General features: G+C 69.4%; 18 protein-coding genes. 14 read left to right on the top strand and 4 right to left on the bottom strand.

The window, feature by feature from the left end; all coding sequences use genetic code 11:
- The first annotated feature begins 26 nt into the window (after positions 1-26).
- From D1648_RS03400 to D1648_RS03370, 7 genes are all read left to right on the top strand, one after another.
- A complete protein-coding gene (locus D1648_RS03400) occupies positions 27-1,763 on the top strand; it encodes a helicase (protein WP_122939422.1) in 1,737 nt (578 codons plus the stop codon).
- 223 nt (positions 1,764-1,986) lie between these two features.
- Positions 1,987-3,264, top strand: coding sequence for an ABC transporter substrate-binding protein (locus D1648_RS03395; protein WP_241155340.1), 1,278 nt, complete (start codon positions 1,987-1,989; stop codon positions 3,262-3,264).
- Between the two features lie 8 nt (positions 3,265-3,272).
- The gene (locus D1648_RS03390; protein ID WP_122939420.1) at positions 3,273-4,238 is read left to right on the top strand and encodes a carbohydrate ABC transporter permease; all 966 of its coding nucleotides are present in this window, start codon (positions 3,273-3,275) and stop codon (positions 4,236-4,238) included.
- A complete protein-coding gene (locus D1648_RS03385) occupies positions 4,231-5,139 on the top strand; it encodes a carbohydrate ABC transporter permease (protein ID WP_122939419.1) in 909 nt (302 codons plus the stop codon). Before D1648_RS03390 ends, D1648_RS03385 begins: the two co-directional genes overlap by 8 nt.
- Positions 5,136-6,059, top strand: a complete 924-nt coding sequence (locus D1648_RS03380; RefSeq protein ID WP_122939418.1) for a MurR/RpiR family transcriptional regulator — start codon at positions 5,136-5,138, stop codon at positions 6,057-6,059. The genes D1648_RS03385 and D1648_RS03380 overlap by 4 nt, the downstream gene beginning before the upstream one ends.
- Before the next feature lie 7 nt (positions 6,060-6,066).
- Positions 6,067-8,295, top strand: coding sequence for an FAD-dependent oxidoreductase (locus D1648_RS03375; RefSeq protein WP_122939417.1), 2,229 nt, complete (start codon positions 6,067-6,069; stop codon positions 8,293-8,295).
- A 108-nt stretch (positions 8,296-8,403) separates the two neighbouring features.
- Positions 8,404-9,471: a M20/M25/M40 family metallo-hydrolase gene (locus D1648_RS03370; RefSeq protein ID WP_122939416.1), complete on the top strand. Its 1,068-nt coding sequence runs from the start codon at positions 8,404-8,406 to the stop codon at positions 9,469-9,471.
- Here the strand turns inward: D1648_RS03370 and D1648_RS03365 are convergent.
- Positions 9,460-10,458, bottom strand: a complete 999-nt coding sequence (locus D1648_RS03365; protein ID WP_122939415.1) for a LacI family DNA-binding transcriptional regulator — start codon at positions 10,456-10,458, stop codon at positions 9,460-9,462. The two genes, D1648_RS03370 and D1648_RS03365, sit on opposite strands and share 12 nt — an antisense overlap.
- Before the next feature lie 142 nt (positions 10,459-10,600).
- Between D1648_RS03365 and D1648_RS03360 the strand changes: the two genes are divergently transcribed.
- The 4 genes from D1648_RS03360 to D1648_RS03345 are packed head-to-tail and all read left to right on the top strand — an operon-like array spanning position 10,601 to position 14,464.
- Positions 10,601-11,362: a glutamine amidotransferase gene (locus D1648_RS03360; protein ID WP_122939414.1), complete on the top strand. Its 762-nt coding sequence runs from the start codon at positions 10,601-10,603 to the stop codon at positions 11,360-11,362.
- Positions 11,290-12,417: a DMT family transporter gene (locus tag D1648_RS03355; RefSeq protein ID WP_370239760.1), complete on the top strand. Its 1,128-nt coding sequence runs from the start codon at positions 11,290-11,292 to the stop codon at positions 12,415-12,417. Before D1648_RS03360 ends, D1648_RS03355 begins: the two co-directional genes overlap by 73 nt.
- Positions 12,414-13,469, top strand: coding sequence for a phosphotriesterase (locus tag D1648_RS03350; protein ID WP_122939412.1), 1,056 nt, complete (start codon positions 12,414-12,416; stop codon positions 13,467-13,469). Before D1648_RS03355 ends, D1648_RS03350 begins: the two co-directional genes overlap by 4 nt.
- Positions 13,463-14,464 (top strand): ribokinase, encoded by a 1,002-nt coding sequence (locus tag D1648_RS03345; protein WP_370239758.1) that lies wholly within the window; start codon positions 13,463-13,465, stop codon positions 14,462-14,464. The genes D1648_RS03350 and D1648_RS03345 overlap by 7 nt, the downstream gene beginning before the upstream one ends.
- 64 nt (positions 14,465-14,528) lie before the next feature.
- On the opposite strand, the gene D1648_RS03340 is transcribed toward D1648_RS03345, so the two are convergent.
- The 3 genes from D1648_RS03340 to D1648_RS03330 form a co-directional block, all read right to left on the bottom strand.
- Positions 14,529-15,512, bottom strand: a complete 984-nt coding sequence (locus D1648_RS03340) for a LacI family DNA-binding transcriptional regulator (protein ID WP_241155389.1) — start codon at positions 15,510-15,512, stop codon at positions 14,529-14,531.
- A gap of 81 nt (positions 15,513-15,593) precedes the next feature.
- Positions 15,594-15,920, bottom strand: coding sequence for a DUF6385 domain-containing protein (locus D1648_RS03335; RefSeq protein WP_122939410.1), 327 nt, complete (start codon positions 15,918-15,920; stop codon positions 15,594-15,596).
- A gap of 29 nt (positions 15,921-15,949) precedes the next feature.
- Positions 15,950-16,879 carry a DUF6772 family protein gene (locus D1648_RS03330; RefSeq protein WP_122939409.1) on the bottom strand — a complete coding sequence of 310 codons (930 nt, stop codon included), beginning with the start codon at positions 16,877-16,879 and terminating at the stop codon, positions 15,950-15,952.
- A 165-nt stretch (positions 16,880-17,044) separates the two neighbouring features.
- Here D1648_RS03330 and D1648_RS03325 point away from each other — a divergent pair, with 165 nt between their 5' ends.
- The 3 genes from D1648_RS03325 to D1648_RS03315 are packed head-to-tail and all read left to right on the top strand — an operon-like array spanning position 17,045 to position 20,089.
- A complete protein-coding gene (locus D1648_RS03325; protein ID WP_122939408.1) occupies positions 17,045-18,334 on the top strand; it encodes an ABC transporter substrate-binding protein in 1,290 nt (429 codons plus the stop codon).
- Positions 18,331-19,254, top strand: coding sequence for a carbohydrate ABC transporter permease (locus D1648_RS03320; protein ID WP_122939407.1), 924 nt, complete (start codon positions 18,331-18,333; stop codon positions 19,252-19,254). The genes D1648_RS03325 and D1648_RS03320 overlap by 4 nt, the downstream gene beginning before the upstream one ends.
- Entirely contained in the window at positions 19,241-20,089 is an 849-nt protein-coding gene (locus tag D1648_RS03315; RefSeq protein WP_122939406.1) for a carbohydrate ABC transporter permease, read from the top strand. The genes D1648_RS03320 and D1648_RS03315 overlap by 14 nt, the downstream gene beginning before the upstream one ends.
- Positions 20,090-20,112 lie beyond the last annotated feature (23 nt).

Below are 20,112 nucleotides of genomic sequence, written 5' to 3'. Positions count from 1 at the left end.
TCGCGTAGCCCCGGTAGGGTCGCCGGGTGCCCGCTTCCCGTCGCTCCTCCACCCGCCGTCGCAGGTCCTCGCGCCGTCGCTCCTCGAGCGCCTCGCGCCGCTCCCCGAAGGAGCTGCCCTTCGTCGGCCCGGGCGAACGGCTGTGGATCCTGGACGTCCCCTACGGCACGCAGGTCGAGGGCGCCTCCTGGCACCCAGCGGTGAAGATGCACGTGTTCGTCGGCCGCACCCTGCCGGCACACCTCAAGCCCTACTCCCCCGGTCCGCACACGCTCGGCCGCTTCCTCGAGAACCTCCACAACCCCGGCTCCCCCGCCCCGGTGCCCGCGCCGACCGACGGGTTCGAGCCGCGGCAGAACCAGTACGAGGCGGCCGACGCGATCGCGGCGCGCGCCGCGGCGGGCGGGCGCCTGTTCCTGCTGGCCGACGAGCCAGGCGTCGGCAAGACGATCTCGGCGGTGCTCGGTGCAAGCGCGGTCGGGGACCTGCGCGGGGCGCAGCGGGTGATGGTGATCGCGGACCGTCCGGCGGCGATCACGATCGGGCACTGGTGCCGCACGATCACCGCTCTCGGCGACTCCGGCCTGGAGTGGGTGGTGATCACCTGGGACCGGCTCGAGAAGGTCACCGGCCACGACTGGGACGTGATCATCGCGGACGAGGCGCACGCCCTGCGCCGCACCAGCACGAAGCGATGGAAGCTCTGGGCGCGGGTCTCGGGGCACGGGAAGGCCGCGGAGAAGGCGCCGTTCGTCATCGCGACCACCGCCACGCCCGGGCACACCCCGCTCGAGCTGCCCTATCTGGCGCCGGCCTACGCGCAGGTGCACGAGGAACCGATGACCGCCTGGTCCTCGACGAAGGAGCCCGCGGCCACCTTCGCCTCCGCGCTCGGGCGGCACGGGATCGCGCTGGAGAAGGGCCGCTACGGCGCGACCTGGACCACCGATGCGACCCGTCGGGCGGAGGATCTCGCGCGCGTACGCGGCTGGCTGGCGGACGCGGAACCGGCCGCGATGCTGCACCGCGCCGCGCCCTGGGGGCCGGTGCCGATCACGGGGATGCCGGTCGCGCTCACCCCGGCGGAGCGCGAAGCCTACGAGGCGGAGTGGGGCGAGTTCTGCCGCGAGATGGACCTCGCCCGCCGCGGGCGCAGCACCGCCAAGGGCCGGGCGGCGCTGCTGCGCTTCCGGCAGAAGGCGGGCCTGATCCGGGTCGATTCGACGGTCCAGTGGATCGCGCAGCAGGTCGAGGCCGAGCGCCAGGTGGCCTGCTCGGTCGAGTTCGTGACCACCGCCGCCGACCCGATCACGGAGCGCCTGCAGGACTCGGGGATCGAGGTCGCCACCATCTACGGCCGGGACCGCTTCGACGTCGAGGAGCAGCGGCTGCGCTTCCAGACCGGGCAGGCGAAGGTCTGCGTGTTCACCACGGTCGCCTCGATCAGCCTCCACGCCGGGGAGAGCCTCCCGGGCGGGCGGCAGGCGAGCACCGCGCCACGGATGGGGCTGTTCCACCAAGCGCGCTTCTCCGGCATCGCCGGCCGGCAGGTCACCGGCCGCACCCACCGAGACCACCAGGTCTCCCCCTGGCACATCGCCTACGCGCAGGACACCGTCGAGGAGCAGGTCTCCAAGGTGATGGTCGAGCGGATCGCCGCCGCCTCCGACACCGTGGGAGGCGACACGGCTGGTCTCGGCGACGTCGCCGCGCTGCTCGGCGCCGACTGGCTGCCGCAGGCCGCGCTCACCGAGGGCGGGTGAACGCGGCGGCGCCGACGGGGCGTCGTCTGCACATCTTTTGCCGACTGCTTGACGCTGGCTCCTAACTCTGCAAATCTTGTGCGCCACGTCTTGCACACCCGATACGCAGCGCCGCGTCCGAGGATCACCCATGCAGAGCCGTTCCGCTCCTCCGCCCCCTCTCCGTCCGCCGCGTCCCCGCGCGCCCCGGTCCGCCGAGCCCACGCTCACCCGACGCGGTCTCATGGGTCTCGCCGGAGCCTCGGCCGCCGTCGGCGCCACGGCCCTCGCCGGCTGCGGTGACGGAGGCGCCGCCACGGACCCCGACACCCTCCAGGTGTGGAGCGGGCTGCCGCCGGAGAGCGGCCCGCAGGACCTCATCGACCGGTTCCAGGAGGCGCACCCGGACATCCCGGTGCGCTACACCCGGTACGTCAACGACGATCGCGGGAACCTCAAGGTCAACACCGCCCTGCAGGGCGGAGTCGACATCGACGTGTTCTTCACCTTCGGCGTCGAGAACCTCGCCATGCGCGGCGGCACCGACATCTCCGCCGACCTCGGCGACCGCGTGCGCGCCACGCCCGAGCTCGCCCGGTTCCTCGATCCCGACCAGCCCATGGCGCTGATCGACGGGGACACGGTCACCGCGATCGCGACCACCCGGGCCCCGAACTTCATCCTGTTCAACGACACGCTCCGCGAGGAGGCGGGCGTGGAGCTGCCGGAGTCCTGGACCTGGCAGGAGTACCTCGAGGTGCTGGACCGGCTCAGCCGCGACGGGCACCACGGCAGCTACACGCTGCCGGACATGCCTCGGATCGCGATCGGGCCGGACTACCGCTTCACCGACCAGGGCGACTCGAACTTCTCCCATCCCGCGTTCCTCGAGCACTTCGAGACCTCCGCCTCGCTGATCCGGGACGGGGTGCTCTACCCGTGGTCGCAGGCGCTGGCCCGTCAGGTCGAGGCCTACCAGCAGAACAACTTCATCGCCGAGGACTTCGCCTCCTGGGTGACCGCCCCGTACAGCCTGCGCTTCCTCAACGACCAGGAGGGGTACCCGCACGACTTCTCCGTCTCCGCCGCTCCGATCCCCACCGTCGAGGGGCAGGACTGGAACACCGGCGAGTACGGCGCCTTCATCCAGATCAACGCCAAGAGCAGGAAACAGGAGTGGGCCTGGGAGTTCTGCAAGTTCTGGCTGCTCGAGGGCGCCAGGGACATGCTCAAGGCCGGCTACATGTCGATCATCAGCGACGTCGAGGAGGACGAGATCCTCGCCGGGCTCCTCGGCGAGGGCGCCGAGGAGTTCTTCGACGTGGAGTCCTTCCGTCGCACGCTCTTCGACGGCCCGCCGGAGCTGCACCTGGACACCGAGCTCACCCCCTACTCGGAGATCTCCCTGAAGTACGAGCAGCAGCGGGACGTGTGCTGGCTGCTCGAACGCAGCCCGGAGCGCGCGATCCGCACCGTGGACCGCAACACCCAGGCGCTCATCGACCGATTCGCGGAGCAGTGAGGCCAGCCATGACCACCACCCGCACCCCGCAGGCTGACGCCGGCACCGCGACCGATCGCCCCGCGACCGGCCGACGCCGCACGGGCCGCTCCCCTGCCGATCCGCGCCCGATCGTGGGCTGGCTGTTCATCACCCCGAACCTGCTCGGCGTGCTCGCCTTCACCTTCATCCCGCTGGTCTCGGTGATCCTGCTGTCCTTCACCCAGTGGGACCTCGTCTCCGGGTTCGGCGGCATCGAGTTCGTGGGGATCGACAACTTCGTCGCCGTCCTCAAGGACCCCTCGTTCTGGAACGGGGCGTGGCTGACGATCCTGTACGCGGGCGCGGCGGTGCCGCTCACGCTCGTGGTCGGGCTCGGCCTCGCGCTCGCCCTGAACCGTGACCTGCCGGCACGAGGGCTGCTGCGGGCGGCGTTCTTCGTCCCCTACATCGTCAACATCGTCGCGATCGGGATGACCTGGCAGATGCTGCTGGACCCGTCGGCGGGGCTCGTGAACCAGTTCCTGGGCTCGTTCGGGCTCCAGGACCTGCCGCAGTGGTTCGCCTCCTCGCGCTGGGCGCTGCCGGCGCTGGTGCTGGTGACCGTGTGGGCGCAGGCGGGCTACGCGAACCTCATCTACCTCTCGGCCCTGCAGGACGCGCCCGCGCAGCTGTACGAGGCCGCGCAGATCGACGGGGCCGGTCGTTGGCGCATGTTCCGCACGATCACCTGGCCGTCCCTGCTGCCGACCACGGTCTTCCTGCTGGTGACGCTGTTCGTCGGGATCTCGCAGACCTTCGGGATGATCGCGCTGATCACCAACGGCGGGCCGGGCGACTCCACGACCACGCTCTCGTTCTACATGTACCAGACCAGCTTCCAGTTCTACCGCTTCGGATACGCCTCCGCGGTGGGGCTGGTGACGTTCCTCGGCATCTTCGCGATCATGCTGCTGATGTGGCGCGCCCAGCGCGGGAGGTCCCTCAATGACTGACACGACCGCACACCCCCTCAGCGCCGACGGCGGCTCCGCCGCGACCGGCTACGCGCAGCGCCAGGCGCTGCAGACCCGCCGCCGACGGCTGCGCCGCTGGGCCTGGGGCGTCCCACTGTGGCTGCTCGCTCTGGTGTTCCTGCTCCCCTTCGCGTGGATGATCTCCACCTCGCTGAAGCCCGACGCCGACGCCTTCCTGGTGCCGATGCAGTGGATCCCGGAGGACGCCCGCTGGGAGAACTACACCGAGGTGCTGTTCGGGGAGACCTCGATCCTGCCCTCCTTCGTCAACTCGGTCCTCGTCGCCGTGATGCGGGTCCTCGGCGAGCTCGCCACCGCCACGCTCGCCGGCTACGCCTTCGCGACGCTCCCCTTCCGCGGGCGCAACACGGTGTTCATCGCATATCTCGCGACTTCGCTGATCCCCGCGCAGCTGCTGCTGGTGCCGCGCTTCGTCTACTTCCAGCAGCTGGGCCTGTACGACACGCTGTGGGCCCTGATCCTGCCGGGCATGTTCACGGTGCTGGGAACCTTCCTGATGCGTCAGTACTTCGTCGCCCAGCCCCGGGAGTTCGCGGAGGCCGCGCGCCTGGACGGCGCCGGAGAGTTCCGGATCTTCTCCCGGATCTACCTCCCCAGCGCCATGCCGATGATCAGCGCGCTGGCGATCCTGACCTTCGTGTGGTCGTGGAACGACTACGAGACGCCGCTGGTGTTCCTCTCCGACCCGGAGAAGTACACCCTGCCGCTGGGGCTGACCAGCTTCGTGGACGAGACCGGGGCGATGGCGCCGGGCCTGTCCATGGCCGCGGCGGTCCTCTCGATCCTCCCGATCCTGCTGGTGTTCCTCGTCTTCCAGCGTCGCTTCGTGCACGCCATGACCGAGAGCGCGCTGAAATGACCCGGCCGTCGTCCGAGGCCTCCGCTCTCCAGAGGCTGCGCGAGGCCCTGCCCGGGCTGAACCCCACGATGCGTGCCGTCGCCGAGGCGCTGCTCGAGGACCCGCTGCGCGCCGGCGGCATCTCGATCACGCAGATCGCGCGGATCGCGGGGGCCTCCCCCGCCTCCGTCTCCCGCCTCGCCACGCGGCTCGGCTACGACGGCTTCCCCGCGCTGCGCTCCGCGATCGCGCTCGACAACGGCCGGACGAGACAGTCCGGCTGGGAGCGGGACATCGGCGGCGCCGTCTCCCCCGAGGACCCGCCCCGCCGCGTGCTCGACACTCTCGCCGGCACCGCCGCCCGCTCCCTGCGCGATGCGGTCGACCTGATGGACGTGGAGCTCTTCGAGGCGGCGGCGACCCGGATCGCCGCGGCCGATCGGGTGCACCTGTACGGGGACTGGGGCGATTCGATCGCGCTGCGCGAGCTGCAGATGCGGCTCATGCGCATCGGGGTCGCGGCCTGGTTCCACGAGGCCGGGCACACCACGCTGCGCCTGGTCGCGCACACGCTCACCGCGCAGGACGCCGTCGTGGTCCTGGGGCGCTCCGGCCGGGACCAGGAGGCCGTCTCGTTCCTGCGGGACGCGGCCGCGGCCGGCGCCGCCACGATCGCCCTGCACGGCGATGCGGACTCCCCCATCGCCGCCGAGGCGGAGCTGGCCCTGTACACCGGGGTCCGCAACGGCACCGTCTGGACCCAGTACTACGCCGGCCGCGTCAGCGACGTCCTGTCCACCAGCTTCCTGTGGCTGCTGGTCGCGCAGAAGCGCTCCGCGGACCCCACCACCCGCTACGTCGACGACGGGACATTCGGGACCGGTCCCGGACAAGCGCCCCGCCCCGCCGACTCGCACCGCCCCACCACCTCGAAGGGATGACCGCTCGATGAGCACAGAGACCATCCGCACCGACATCATGGTCGTGGGAGGCGGCCTCGCGGGGATCTGCGCGGCGATCGCCGCCGCCCGGCAGGGCCGCCGCGTCGCCCTCGCCCAGAACCGGCCCGTGCTCGGCGGGAACTCCTCCAGCGAGGTGCGGGTGTGGGTGTGCGGAGCGACCGCGCACGGCATCCACATGTTCGCCCGCGAGACCGGGATCATGGGCGAGCTGTTCGTGGAGAACCAGTACCGCAACCCCGACGGGAACCCCTACTACTGGGATCTGCTGCTGCTGGAGAAGGTGCGGGCCGAGGAGAACATCTCCCTGTTCCTGAACACCGACATCACCGAGGTCGAGGCCGACGGCCCGGACGGCGAGCGCACGCTGCGCTCGGTGACCGGGTGGATGAGCGGCTCCGAGCGTCGGCTCCGCTTCGAGGCCGGGACGTTCATCGACTGCAGCGGCGACGGGCTCGTCGGCCACCTGGCCGGCGCGTCCTCGCGGCGCGGCAGCGAGCCCCGCTCCGAGTTCGACGAGTCCTGGGCGCCGGAGCTGCCGGGAGAGGACATGCTCGGCTCGACGATCCTGTTCTACACCAAGGACGTCGGCCATCCGCAGCGCTTCGTGCCCCCGCCCTTCGCGATCGACATCTCCACCACCTCGATCCCCGAGAACCGGGTGATCCGCCAGGAGATGAACGGCTGCGACTACTGGTGGATCGAATGGGGCGGCGATCTCGACGTCGTGCGAGACAACGAGCGGATCCGCGACGAGCTGCAGGCCGTCTGCTACGGCATCTGGGACCACATCAAGAACTCCGGCCGCTTCGACGCGGAGAACCTCTCCCTGGAGTGGATCGGGGCGGTCCCGGGCAAGCGCGAGTACCGCCGCTTCGTCGGCGATCATGTCCTGACCCAGCACGACGTGCTCGGCCAGACCGAGTTCGCCGACCGCGTCGCCTTCGGCGGCTGGTCCATCGACCTCCACCCCGTCGGCGGGGTGTACGCCTCCGAGCGCGGCTCGCGCCACTGGCACCCCGACGGGAACTACCACATCCCCCTGCGCTGCCTGTACTCCCGCGACGTGGCGAACCTGTGGATGGCCGGGCGGGACATCAGCGCCAGCCACGTCGCCTTCGGCAGCACGAGGGTGATGGCGACCTGCGCGGTGCTCGGCGAGGCCGCCGGGATCGGCGCCGCCCTGACCCAGCGCCTCGACGTGCCGCCCCGGGCCCTCGCCGAGGAGGAGCTCCCGCAGCTGCAGCGTGCCCTGGTGCGCGCCGACGCCTCGACGCTGGGGATCCCCGACACCGACCCCGCGAACCTCGCGCTGTCGGCGAGCGCCCGCGCCAGCTCGACCCGCACCCGCCTGGCCTCGACGACCAGCACGGGAGCGCAGATCCTCGAGAAGGACCTCAGCCTCGTTCTGCCCGTCGACCCCGGGATCGACGGGCTCGAGGTGCTCGTGGACGCCGCCGAGGACACCGAGCTCTCCGCCGCGCTGCACACCACCTCGAAGCCCCAGAACTACCTCCCCCACGAGCAGCTGGAGACGGTGCGGGTGGTGGTCCCGCGGGGTCGCTCCTGGGTGCGCCTGCCCCTCGCGCACACCCCCGCCGAGCCGCGGAACCTCGTCGTGGTGCTGCACAGCAACCCGCTGCTGCGGATCCATCGCGGCGACCACGCCGAGCCCGGCACCGTCACCATGCACCGGCGCCTGCTGCCGCGCGGGGAGGAGTTCACCGAGCAGTGGCGGGAGTGGAAGGAGACCCTGCACGGGGAGGGCATCTGCTTCCGCCTGCTCAGCCCGACGTCGGCCTTCGCCCCCGCCCGTGCGCTCGGCGGATACGCCCGCCCCTACGGCGGGCCGAACATGTGGATCTCGGCCGCGGCCGCAGAGGACCCGCAGCCCGTGCTCGAGCTCGTCTGGGAGGAGCCGCAGACGATCACCGAGGTGGATCTGCTCTTCGACGACGACCTCAACGAGGACCTCATCAACCTCCACCACCACCGCTCCCCCGACGACATCATGCCGACCCTGGTGCGCAACGCCCGGCTCGAGACCCGGGCCGACGGGGCCTGGCACCACCTCGCCTCCCTGCAGGACAACCGCGAGCGGCGCCGGGTGCTGCGCCTGGACGCCCCGGTCACCACGGACGCGCTGCGACTGGTGGTCGAGGACACCAACGGGGTGCCCGAGACGCGGGTGGTGGGGGTGCGGGTGTACGGGGGCTGAGACCGCCACATCCGCGACCGGATTCGATCCCGCGGGTCCTGCCACCTGATTACTGTGCAGAGCGAAGACCCGCTTGCCGCGTCCGAACCGAACCTGTGGAAGGCTCCTGTGAGCGACATCATCGCCCTCGCCACGGACCTCGTCCGCATCCCGAGCACGTCAACCGACGTCGACGGCATGCGCAAGGTCCAGCGACTCATCACCGAGGTGGTGCTGGACAGCGCCCCCGACGCCCGAATCTCCACTGGCGGAGACGACCATCCGTGGACCTCGATCTCCGTCGGGCCGGACCTCGCCGCCCCGCTTTTCGCGTGCCATGTCGACAACGTCCCGGTGGGCTCCGAGGCGAGCTGGTCACGTGATCCGTACAGCGGCGAGGCCGACGACTGCTACCTCCACGGGCGCGGCTCCGTCGACATGAAAGGCGGTCTCGCCGCCGCGACCGGTGCGCTTCTCAAGGCCTCGAGCGCCGGCGCCAGCGGACACCTGCTGCTGACTGCCGACGAGGAGATCGGATCCCTCGGCGCTCAGGGCACCCGCGACGCGGTCGCCGATCTGCATCTGACGGGGATCATCGTGCCCGAAGCTACGTCCCTCTCGGTGCGCTGCGCCCATCGAGGAGCCTCCTGGCTCAGGCTGGTCGCGCACGGCCGGTCGGCTCATGGCTCGGCACCGGAGCACGGCGTCAACGCGGTGATGCGCCTCGCATCGGCGCTCGGTCCGGCCCTGGCCACCACCCCGCTGCGTCAGGACGAGGTGCTCGGCGCTGAGACCGCGTCGATCGGCACCTTCCACGGCGGGGACGCGACGAACATCGTTCCTGCAAGGGCCGCCGCGACCGTCGACATACGCACAGTCACCGATTCCGGACCACTGGTCGAACACTGGCGTCGCACCGGCGGGATCGACGAGGTCGAGGAGATTCTTGACCTCGCCGCCCTGCGCACAGACCCGAACTCGCCGTTCGTCCGCTCGCTGCCTGCCGAGGTCGACCCCTCACCGGTCACGTACTTCACCGACGGATCCGTCCTCCACCAGTTCCGGCCAGAAGTCCCTCTGGTCGTCTGGGGCCCTGGGGACTCCGCACAGATGCATTCCGCGGACGAGCGTCTCGAGATCGCGCAGCTGCAGCGGGCCGCCGAGCTGTTCGAGCAGGTACTGCTTTCAGCTTCGTGAGGACGTGCTCGCACCCACCGACCCCGCGATCTTGAGCTCCATCGGCAGGAGGCGAACCGTCGGCTCGGTCTGCGTACCGTCAGTCCTGAGGAGGTCGAGCGACTGCTTGGCGATCTCGGCAAGCGGCTGGACGACGCTGCTCAGCTGCGGAGTCACCCAGGCCCCCTGCTCGATCCCGTCGAACCCGATGAGGGAGAGCTCGGCCGGGATGCTGATGCCGTGCATCGGCGCGGCCGAGGACAGCCCGACCGCCACGATGTCGCTCGCAGCGAACACCGCAGTCGGCGGATCATCCAGTCGCAGGATGCGGGAGAGCGCGCTCGCCCCGAACGACTCCGAGTAGGGTCCTTCGAGAACCAGCTGAGGATCAGTCGCGAGGCCGGCGTCCCGCAGCGCCCGTAGATACCCTCGGAGGCGGTCCCGCGCCGATCCGAGGCGCTCGGGACCGGCGAGGTGCGCGATGCGTCGGTGCCCCTGGCTGAGCAGGTAGGTCGTCGCCCGATACGACCCTTCGAAGTTGTCCGCTCCCACGAAGTGCCGAGCCTCGGCGAGCTCTCCGTCGAGCTTCTCGTCGATCACGACGAAGGGGAAGTTCTCGGGCACTTCCGAGAGGAGCGCACCGCTGCCTGTCATCGACACGAAGAGGATCGCGTCCGCTCCCCGGCGAGAGCTCTGAGCGCATGCGGACACCATCCTGTGCTCACGTGCCTCAAGACCGTCGGAGACGAGCACGGACACCTCGATATCGCGGTGGTGAGCGGCGTCTGTGATCGCCTGCGTCAGCTGCGCGAAGTAGGGATTGGACAGCTCCGGAATGATCAGTGCGACATGCCGCACGGAGCTTCTGGGCGCTGTGAAGCCCGTGGAACCCATCGCGGTCCGGATACGGGCCTCGGTCTCGGGGCTGACCCGCAGCTCCCCCTTCAGGAAGCGCGAGACGGTCGAGGTCGAGACGCCGGCTTCTCGGGCGACCGCTGAGATCGACATGGCTCCCCTTCCAGTGGTGCTGCGCCGACAGGGTACGCGGGATCGGGTTGCCAACCGTACGTCGCAGCCCTAGAGTCAGCTGCAGCAGGTGTTGCGCAAGCGTTGCGCAACGCAACCAGTAGACGTTCGAGGAGGAGCAGAGATGGCGAAGGTGCTGTTGGCAGGCGAGTCGTGGGTCAGCGCGACCATTGATCACAAGGGTTACGACCCCTTCCCCCACACGCAGGTGCAGATCGGTTGCGCTCAGCTCCTCGAGGCGCTGCGCGCCGGTGGGCACGAGGTCACGCATATGCGCTCGCATGACGTGGCGGAGTTCTTCCCTCTCACCCGGGAAGAGCTCGACGTCTACGACGTCGTGCTGCTCTCGGACGTCGGTTCGAACACCCTGCTGCTCCCGCCGCAGGTATTCGACCTCGGGAGGCCCGCCCCGAACCGACTGCACCTTCTGCGCGACTGGGTGCAGGACGGCGGCGGCTTGATGATGGCCGGGGGATACCTCTCCTTCCAGGGCTTCGGGGCAAAGGCGAACTACGCCGGCACGGCGATCGAGGAGATCCTGCCCGTCGACATCCACCGATGGGACGACCGCGTCGAGTCGCCCCAGGGCGTCACCGGTGCTCTCACCGATGTCGAGCACCCGGTCGTCAGCGGTCTCGAGAAGACCTGGCCGATCCTGCTCGGCTACCAGCAGCTCGTCGCCAAGGCGGATGCGACTGTTCTGGCCGAGGTCGACGGCGATCCCCTCCTCGCAGTGCGCCACGTCGGCGCAGGCCGCACTCTGGCGTTCGCCTCGGACGTCTCCCCGCACTGGGCACCGACGGAGTTCATGGAATGGGACGGCTACGGCCTGCTGTTCTCCCAGGCCATGGCATGGCTGGCCGGCGAGACGGAGAAGGAGGGCTGACAATGTCCCAGAGCACGGACAACGTCGTCCACGACCGCCCGCCCGTCGCCAAGACCGCAGCAGTAGGACTCTTCGTCCTGTTCACCGTTCTGGCGGGCATGCTCGGGCCCATGCAGTCTGCCGTCAACGGCCGACTCGGCGCCGATCTCGGGGACGGGCATCTGGCCGCAATCGTCAGCTTCGGCTCCGGCCTCGTGCTGATGCTCGTGATCATCCTGCCCCGGCCTTCGACGAGGCGGGCCTTCCTGTCCCTGCCCGGCCACCTGCGCCGTGGCACGCTTCCTTGGCCGAACTTCTTCGCCGGCCTGTGCGGCGCGGTGATCGTGCTCTCCGAGGGCATCTCGGTCGGCGCGCTCGGAGTCGCCACTTTCCAGACCGCCCTCATCTCCGGCATGGTCATCTCAGGTGTCGTGTGCGACCGCCTCGGCATCGGTGTCCCCTTCAAGCAGGCCCTGAGCATCTTCCGCATCGTCGGCGCCGTGCTCGCCGTGGTCGCCACGGTGCTCGTCGTCTCCCCGAACTTCGAGGCCCCGCACACTCTCGCCCTTGTGATCCTGCCGTTCGTCGGAGGTCTGCTCGCAGGGTGGCAGCCTGCCGGCAACTCGAATATCGGCAAGCTGGCGAGCTCAATGCTGGTGTCGATCACCTGGAACTTCCTCGTGGGGTTCGTGGCCCTCACGGCCGTTTTCCTCGGCCGAGTAGCGGCCGGGCACGCGAGCTTCGCCCTCCCGGACACCTGGTGGATGTATCTGGGCGGCCCGTTGGGTCTCGCGTCGATTGCCCTGATGGCACTGCTGGTGCGTCGCCTGGGGCTGCTTCTGCTGGCCCTCGCCTCCACAGCAGGTCAGTTGGTGGGTTCCATCCTCATCGACTCACTGATCCCGGGCATGGGTGCGGTGCACGTGGTCACGGTCCTCGGTGCTCTGGTCGCCCTGTTCGCCTCCGGCATCGCAATGATCCCTTCGCGTCACGTCCGCGACGAGGCGACTCCGCGCCAGGTGGGATCGCATGACGGCATCGACCCCGCCCCTGAGGCGGAGGAGGTGCGCTCATGACGCACGAAGCTCCCCTCGTGCAGACGGTGACCGGAACCGTTCCGGTGCACGAGCTGGGAGTGGTACTCCCCCATGAGCACCTCTTCAACGACCTCAGCTCGTGCCTTGCACCTCCGGCCTACGAGTTCAGCGAAGTGCTCCTGGACCGCGCCGTCGAGCCCTCGCTGCAATGGGCCCTTCGACAGGACCCCTACTGCAGCCGTGACAACGTCGCCCCCAAGGAGTTCGAGGGGGTACTCACGGAGGCCAACGCGTTCAAGGCAGCTGGAGGCGGAACGATCGTGGATGCCACCGGCTCGTCTGCCATCGGCCGCAGCCCTTCGGACCTGTTGCGGCTGTCACGGGAGGCCGGGCTGCACATCGTGATGTCCACCGGTGCGTATCTCGAGAAGTTCGAGGGCGACAGGATCGTAGACCGACCCGTCGACACGTTCGTGCAGGAGATCCTCGACGAGCTCCGCATCGGCGTCGCTGACTCGGGGATACGTGCCGGGATGATCGGCGAGATCGGAGTCTCGCCGGAGTTCACTGACGGTGAGCGCACGAGTCTTCGAGCTGCCGCACTCGCTCAGCATGAGAGCCCCGGCACGGCGATGAACATCCACATGCCCGGTTGGCAGAGGCGAGGAGAAGAAGTGCTCGACATCGCCGTGGGCGAGATGGGCGCGGATCCGACGTGCCTGTCCCTGGCCCACAGCGATCCTTCTGGAGAGGATGTCGATTACCAGCGGCGGCTCCTGGACCAGGGGGTGTGGCTCGAGTTCGACATGATCGGGCTGGACATCACCTTCCCCGGCGAAGGAGCATCGCCTGCCATCGCAGAGACTGCCGACACCGTGGCGCGTTTGATCGATCTGGGCTATGCGGACCAGATCCTGCTCAGCCACGATCTGTTCCTCAAGCAGATGTGGAGCAGCATGGGAGGGAACGGATTCATTCTCGTGCCCACCGCTTTCCTGGATCTCCTGGTGGCACGTGGGGTCGAGCGGCCCATCGCTCGACAGCTGATCACGGGTAATCCTCAGCGCTACCTCGCCGGAGGCGCGTGGTGATCGAAGCAGGCTCTGTACCCAGCGTCGCCGCGCAGGACGACACCTCCTCGGGCGGGATCCTCGTCGTCGGATCCACCAACGTGGATCTTGTGCTCGAGGTCCCACGTCACCCGCTGCCCGGTGAGACACTCTCGAGCACCCGGATGCGACGCTCCCCCGGCGGCAAGGGTGCGAACCAGGCCTGTGCTGCTGCTCGCCTGGGCGGACGCGTCAGATTCGCCGGTCGTACAGGCACCGACGGCGGTGCGGACGTCGCGCTCTCGCTCCTGCGCGAGGCAGGTGTCGAGCTGAGCGCCCTCACTGCTGTGGATGGTGCCGCCACCGGGTTGGCTGTGGTGACGCTCGACAGCGCCGGGGAGAACAGCATCGTGCTCGCTCCCGGCGCGAATAGCACCTGGACTCCGCAGCTGGTGGCCACGCTCGCAGAAGATGTCGCCTCCAGCAGCGTGGTCATCGCCCAGGGCGAGATTCCGGCAGACGCGGTCGACGAGGTGGCGAGGCTCTGCATCCGCACCGGGACGCGTCTTGTCCTGAACCTCGCGCCGGTCATCGACGTCGCACGCTCGACGCTCATGAGTGCTGACCCGCTCGTGGTCAACGAGCACGAGGGACGACTGGTGCTCGAGATGCTCGCCACCGGCGACGGGCCGCACGACGACGCCCGCATCGTCCAGGAGCTGCGGCGCGCGGGTGTCCCTTCGGTGATCATGACCCGCGGCGCCAAGGGCGCCATCGTCAGCGCGTCGGACTTGGAGCCCGTTCACGAGGCGATCGATGTCAGCCCCTCCCTGGGTGAAGTCAGCTCGCCTTCGGTCCCCGCCGTCGACACGACAGGAGCGGGAGATGCCTTCGTCGGCGCGCTTGGCCTCGCGATCTCACGCGGCGAGCCCCTTCTCGCCGCGAGCACCTTCGCTGCTCGCGTGGGCGCCTTCGCGGTCACCCGACACGGAGCGCAGACCTCATATCCCTGGAGCACGGACGCTCTCCCCCACTGACCGAGTGGGCGAGACGCTCCTCACGCACTTCCTCGGTCGCGGAGGCCAAGGGCCGGAGCCACCCTCACCGCTCCGATGGCGACGCTGAAGAGGCGCGCTGGATGAGCCGTGGCGCCTGCTCGTCGAGGACGGTCTCGCCCTCCGTCGACTCCTCGATCTGCTCGATCAGCAGATCCACCGCGGTGCTGCCGATGTCCGCGAGCGGGAGCTGGACGACGGTGAGCGAGGGGGTGAGGTGTTCGGCGAACCAGGTGTCGTGGATGCTCACCACGGAGATCTCCTGCGGGATGGCCGCACCGGACGAGAGCACGCCGGCGTGGACGCCCAGCGCAGTGGTCGAGCTCGCGACGACCAGTCCGGTGGCGTCCCCTCCGGCGGCGAGGTACGAGGCGATCTCCGCGCGCGCCGACTCCGCCTCCCAGCCGCCGACGATCATCGGCAGCGGGGCGAGCCCGTCGGCGGCGAGCGCCTCGGCGTACCCCCGGAAGCGCCTGCGGGAGGTCGCGCCCTCGGCGCCGACGAAGGCGATCCGCGTGTGCCCGAGATCCATCAGATGCCGTGTCGCCGTCCTCGCGGCCGCCGCGTCGTCGAGCCGGAGCGTGCGCAGCCCCGGCGTCTCGTCGGCGTTGAACACCAGGGACGGCACCTCCCGGGCGACCTCCTGCAGACCGGAATCGACGCTCGAGAACCCGCTCTGGATCAGCAGGCCGTCGACCCGGTGCCCGCGCACGAGGGCGCGATGGGCGCTCGGCCGAGCCATGAGGTCCTCGGCGCTGAGCAGCACGACCGAATACCCGCGCGCGGTCGCCGCGACCTGCGCGGAATCGACGAGCTGGGAGTAGATCGGATCGTTCACCCGGTGCAGCGCGAATCCGAGGAGCCCGGTCCGCGAGTTCCGCAGTGCGCGCGCCGAGGCATGCGGGATGTACTGGAGCATCTCGACGGCTTCGAGGACGCGTTCACGGGTCGCGGCGCGGACCTTCAGCGTGGGATCGTCGTTGACGATGCGCGAGACGAGACCCGGTGAGACCTCGGCCAGTCGTGCCACGTCGGACAATCGGGCACCTCTGCGTGACACCGCCCCTCCCCTCCGCTGCGCCGTGCCGCCCCTCGGGCGGACGCGCCGGTCTCAGCCCTTGACGTTGAGATGGACCAGGATACGGGCAGGCTCGTTCTCGCTCGCGCCCGCGATCCGCAGGCGCAGCCAGTTGCCGAAGTGCGCGAGGCGGTTGACGGCCATGGCCCCGTCGGCCGGAAGGGTGCTCGCCTCCCCGCACTCGGCCCAGGTGATCCCGTCGGGCGAGATCTCGGCCGTGACGGTCAGTCGCGGATGCGCGCCCTCCACCTGGGTGAAGAACACCGCCTCGGACGCCCACCCGGCTTCGTGGGGAAGGGTGACGTGCTCGGAGCGGATCCAGATCCTGCGGGCGAGGACTGAGGTATGGGTGGTCAGCACAGCGGGTCCTTTCGAGGTGCCTGGCGGGATCACTCGGTCGAGTAGAGGACCGAGTCGAGGAACAGGTGCACCTGGCGATCGGTGTCGGTCTCCACGTAGAAGATGGGGTTGATGAGGTTGTCGATCGCCCGATAGCGGTCCGCCAGCGTCGGCTGGATGCCCCGCAGGTCGAAGACCCGATCCATGCTCTGCAGCTCCACGTACTCGCGCTTCTCGACGTCGACCAGCAGGCGGAGGTACAACCAGTTGATCTTGTCCGGGCTCTCGTTGTAGAGCAGGTCCTGCTCCCCGCCGGGCACCCACTGGTAGCCGTCGGTGGAGCCGTCCTCGTGCCGGCGCCCGTACCAGAGGTTGTCGATGCCCGGGGCGCACCACCCCTTCTCGACGCCGAAGTTCCAGTCGGCGTGGCTGATGCCCTCTTCCGCCTTCCAGTACTGCCACCGCTTCACGAGCTGCCCGTCCAGGGAGTTCACGTAGCGCACGCCGGGCATGTATCGGTGCTCGCCGTCCTGGATGTCGAAGTAGAAGCCGAAGGCGCGGATGTCCTCCTCGCCGATTCCTTCGCGGTCCTGCGCAGGGGTGTACGCGTACCAGGTCTCGATCTGGATCTTCGAGGGATCCCCGAATCGGGACAGGCGCTTGACCGCCACGCCCATGCTGCCGTCGGCGGGCGGCTCGGTGTGCGGGGCGGCGGCCGCCCCGGTGGTGAGCTTCAGCGAGTAGGTCCCCTCCATCGAGCCGTGCGAGGCCGCGAAGCGCATCGGGGCGGAGCTGAGCATGCAGGGCGCCCAGCTGGTGAGGTCCACGGAGCTGTCGAAGGACTCGTAGTCGTCGTAGACGAAGTTCGGCGTCAGATCCATCCATCCGTTGAACCCGCGATCGAAGTCGTCGAAGGTGACCACGCGCTCCAGCGGCTGGAAGCGTGCGAGCTGCGGATCAAGGGCCAGTGTCCTGTGCATGCCTGCCTCGCTAAATCGTCGTAACCCGAGGCTCCTGCTCCCAGGCGGCGATCACCTGGGCTGATCCGTTCGATCGAACCCCGTTGCGATGAGGAGTATAACGTCATACTCTCGTGGGGCGACAGCGGTGCGACGCAGCGCGCTGCGCAGACAGGAGGCATTGCCATGCGACGACGCACCTTCCTCACCGGGGCGGGCCTCGCCGGCGTCACGGCAGGATCGACCGGGTGCCTGCCGGGCTTCTCCCGCACGAGGCCGGACTCCGGAGGCATCACCCTGCGGATGACGATGTGGTCATCGAGCCCGGATCACCTCACCCTGTTCGAGGAGATCGCCGACGACTTCCTGGCCGAGCACGAGGAGGTGTCGGGAATCGAGTTCGAGAGCCTGAGCCTCGACCAGCTCGACATGGTGCTCACGACCGGGATGACCGCAGGCGACCCACCGGACCTGACCTGGCTCCCGGTGGAGTCCAGCCTCGAGTACATCGACGCGGGAGCATTGCTCGACGTCGCACCGACGCTCGCGGCCACCCCCGGCTACGACGTCGACGACCTCGTGCCCGAGCTGCAGGAGCGATGGCGCGTGGGCGAGGCGCAGTACGGGGTCCCGTTCTCCACGGGCCCGCTGATCATGTACTTCAACAAGACCCTCTACGCCGAGGCCGACGTGGCGTCGCCCGCGGACCTCCTCGCGGACGACGACTGGACCTGGGAGGCCTTCCGGGAGACCTCCCGTCAGCTCACCGCGGCCACCGGGCTGCCCGGCTACGTCGTCAACGACTTCGACTTCCAGAACTGGACCCGGCTGCTCCCGATCATGGAGGCCTACGGGGCCTCCCCCTGGGACGAGGGCTCCGCACGATGCACCGCAGATGCCCCGGAGATGGCCGACGCGCTGGGGCTCTTCCACTCGATGGTGTTCGAGGACGGCTCCTCTCCCGTCCCCGGCCGGCAGGTGGACTTCTGGGGCGGCCAGGCGGGGAGCACGACGGCCTTCCTGGGCGCCAGCACCCTCCTGGACGGGGCGGACTTCGAGTGGGACGTGCTGCCCACCCCCGGCGGGCCCGCCGGGGACATCCAGTCGGTGGGCCAGTCCTCGATCGTCGCGCTCAGCGCGGGCCGGCAGCAGGAGGCCGCGCTGGCCTTCCTCGCCCATCTCACCGGCCGCGAGAACGCCGCGAAGATCTCGCGGTTCTTCCCGCCGTCCCGATCGAGCCTGCTGAACGCGGAGGTCCTCGCACAGTCCTCCGGGCTCCTCTCCGCGGACCAGCTCGAACCCGTCGTCGAGGCGATCCTCGGCAGCGGGCACATCTTCCCCGTGGCCCCGAACGGGGCCCGAGTCGCCAACGCCCTGGACTCCTCCCTGGACGAGTTCGTGTACACGCCGGACGCCGACCTCGACGTCGCCCTGCCGCGCGTGTGCTCCGCGATCGATCCGGTGCTGTCGGCATGAGCGCCGCGACGCAGACCGCGCCCTCCCGCTCCCGACGCTCCGTCCGCACCCAGGGGAGGAACCGCTTCGGCTACCTGCTCCTGGCGCCCCAGATGACCGGCTTCACGGCCGTCGGACTGGTCGCGATCGTGTGGGTGATCTGGCTCAGCCTCCATGACGTGAACGTCCTCGCCGGATCGCAGGACTTCGTCGGCCTGGACAACTACGCCAGGATCCTCACGGACCCGAGCATGATCACCGTCCTGCCGAACACGTTCTTCTTCGTCTGCGTCCTGAGCGTCGCCGGCACCGTGATCGCGCTCCTCCTCGCCGTGCTGCTGAACCAGAAGCTCCGAGGCATCGGGATCTTCCGCTCGATCATCTTCATCCCGGCGCTGGTCACGATGGTGGCGTGGGCCCTGGTCTGGAGCTTCATCGTGCAGCCCGAGGGACTCCTCGATGCGCTCCTGGGCGCGGTCGGCGGTGACGGCCCGGCCTGGCTCCGCGGCGGCTGGCTCACGCTCGTCGTCTTCGCGGTGATCCAGCTGACCAAGAACGTCGGCATCAACGTGATGATCCTGCTCGGCGCACTGCAGGCCGTGCCGGAGGAGCTGATCGAAGCGGCGAGGATCGACGGCGCGGGGCGCGTCCGCGTGCTGCGCAGCGTGGTGATCCCGCAGATCTCCCCCGCGATCATGATGGTGTTCATGCTGATGATCGTCGGCTCCTTCAAGGTCTTCGAGGTCGTCATGCTCCTCACCGAGGGAGGGCCGGGCGTGCAGAGCTCGGTGCTCGCCTTCGAGATCTACAAGCAGGGCTTCCTGCTCAACGACGTCGGCTACGCCAGTGCGCTGGCCGTCCTCCTGTTCGCCGTCATCCTGCTGCTCACCGCGGCGCTGTGGCAGGCGAGGAAGCGAGTGGTCTTCCATGAGAACGACTGATCTGCGTCGCATCGTCGGCCGCGGTGCGAACTACCTGGTGCTCACCGTGCTCTCCGTCGTGGCGCTCGCCCCGATCCTGTGGATGATCAGCGCCTCCCTGAAGACGCCGGGCGAGATCCTGAGATACCCGCCCACGATCCTGCCCGAGGACATCCGCTGGGAGAACTACGCCGAGGTCTTCACGCTGCAGCCCTTCGCGCAGCAGTTCCTCAACTCCGTGGTCATCATGGCCCTCGTCGCGGTGCTCACCCTCGTCATGTCGATCCCTGCCGGCTACGCCCTGGCACGGGTCCGTCCTGTGGCCGCGGGCGCGGTGTTCCTGCTGCTCCTGAGCGTCATCTTCATCCCGCCGGAGGCGACGATCATCCCCCTCTTCCAGTACGCTGCGGCGCTCGGCTGGGTCGACACCCACTATCCGCTGATCATCTTCACGGCTGCGCTCGTGACCGCTCCCATCGCGACGTTCGTGATGCGACAGGCGTTCCTGACGCTGCCGGCCGAGTTCGAGGACGCGGCCTCGATCGACGGCTCCGGGAGGTGGCGCACCATGGTGCAGATCTATCTCCCGCTCGTGCGGCCTTCGGTCGCCTCGGTCGTGGTGCTCTCCTGCTGGTACAGCTGGAACCAGTTCCTCGAACCGCTGATCTACCTGCGCTCCCCGGAGAAGCTGACGGTGCCCGTGGCGCTCACGCACTTCGAGGATCCGCTCGCCGGGCCCCTCTGGGGAGTGCAGATGGCGGCGACGACGCTGTCGGTGATCCCCGTGCTGCTCGTCTTCTTCTTCGCGCAGCGGCACGTGGTCTCCGGCCTCACGGCCGGCGGCCTGAAGTCCTGAGCCACTCGCGCCGCCGCGCTCCC

The sequence above is a fragment of the Brachybacterium sp. EE-P12 genome (genome assembly GCF_003711805.1).
In the GTDB taxonomy this organism is placed as follows: Bacteria; Actinomycetota; Actinomycetes; order Actinomycetales; family Dermabacteraceae; genus Brachybacterium.
This window is presented reverse-complemented; position numbering and strand designations above follow the sequence as displayed.

Bases quoted from the DNA above. Each gene is read 5' to 3' on its own strand.
- D1648_RS03325 (WP_122939408.1), top strand. From the start codon at position 17,045: ATGCGACGACGCACCTTCCTCACCGGGGCGGGCCTCGCCGGCGTCACG.
- D1648_RS03350 (WP_122939412.1), top strand. From the start codon at position 12,414: ATGACGCACGAAGCTCCCCTCGTGCAGACGGTGACCGGAACCGTTCCG.
- D1648_RS03330 (WP_122939409.1), bottom strand. From the start codon at position 16,879: ATGCACAGGACACTGGCCCTTGATCCGCAGCTCGCACGCTTCCAGCCG.
- D1648_RS03395 (WP_241155340.1), top strand. From the start codon at position 1,987: ATGGGTCTCGCCGGAGCCTCGGCCGCCGTCGGCGCCACGGCCCTCGCC.
- D1648_RS03375 (WP_122939417.1), top strand. From the start codon at position 6,067: ATGAGCACAGAGACCATCCGCACCGACATCATGGTCGTGGGAGGCGGC.
- D1648_RS03355 (WP_370239760.1), top strand. From the start codon at position 11,290: ATGGGACGGCTACGGCCTGCTGTTCTCCCAGGCCATGGCATGGCTGGC.
- D1648_RS03385 (WP_122939419.1), top strand. From the start codon at position 4,231: ATGACTGACACGACCGCACACCCCCTCAGCGCCGACGGCGGCTCCGCC.
- D1648_RS03380 (WP_122939418.1), top strand. From the start codon at position 5,136: ATGACCCGGCCGTCGTCCGAGGCCTCCGCTCTCCAGAGGCTGCGCGAG.
- D1648_RS03365 (WP_122939415.1), bottom strand. From the start codon at position 10,458: ATGTCGATCTCAGCGGTCGCCCGAGAAGCCGGCGTCTCGACCTCGACC.
- D1648_RS03320 (WP_122939407.1), top strand. From the start codon at position 18,331: ATGAGCGCCGCGACGCAGACCGCGCCCTCCCGCTCCCGACGCTCCGTC.
- D1648_RS03390 (WP_122939420.1), top strand. From the start codon at position 3,273: ATGACCACCACCCGCACCCCGCAGGCTGACGCCGGCACCGCGACCGAT.
- D1648_RS03315 (WP_122939406.1), top strand. From the start codon at position 19,241: ATGAGAACGACTGATCTGCGTCGCATCGTCGGCCGCGGTGCGAACTAC.
- D1648_RS03360 (WP_122939414.1), top strand. From the start codon at position 10,601: ATGGCGAAGGTGCTGTTGGCAGGCGAGTCGTGGGTCAGCGCGACCATT.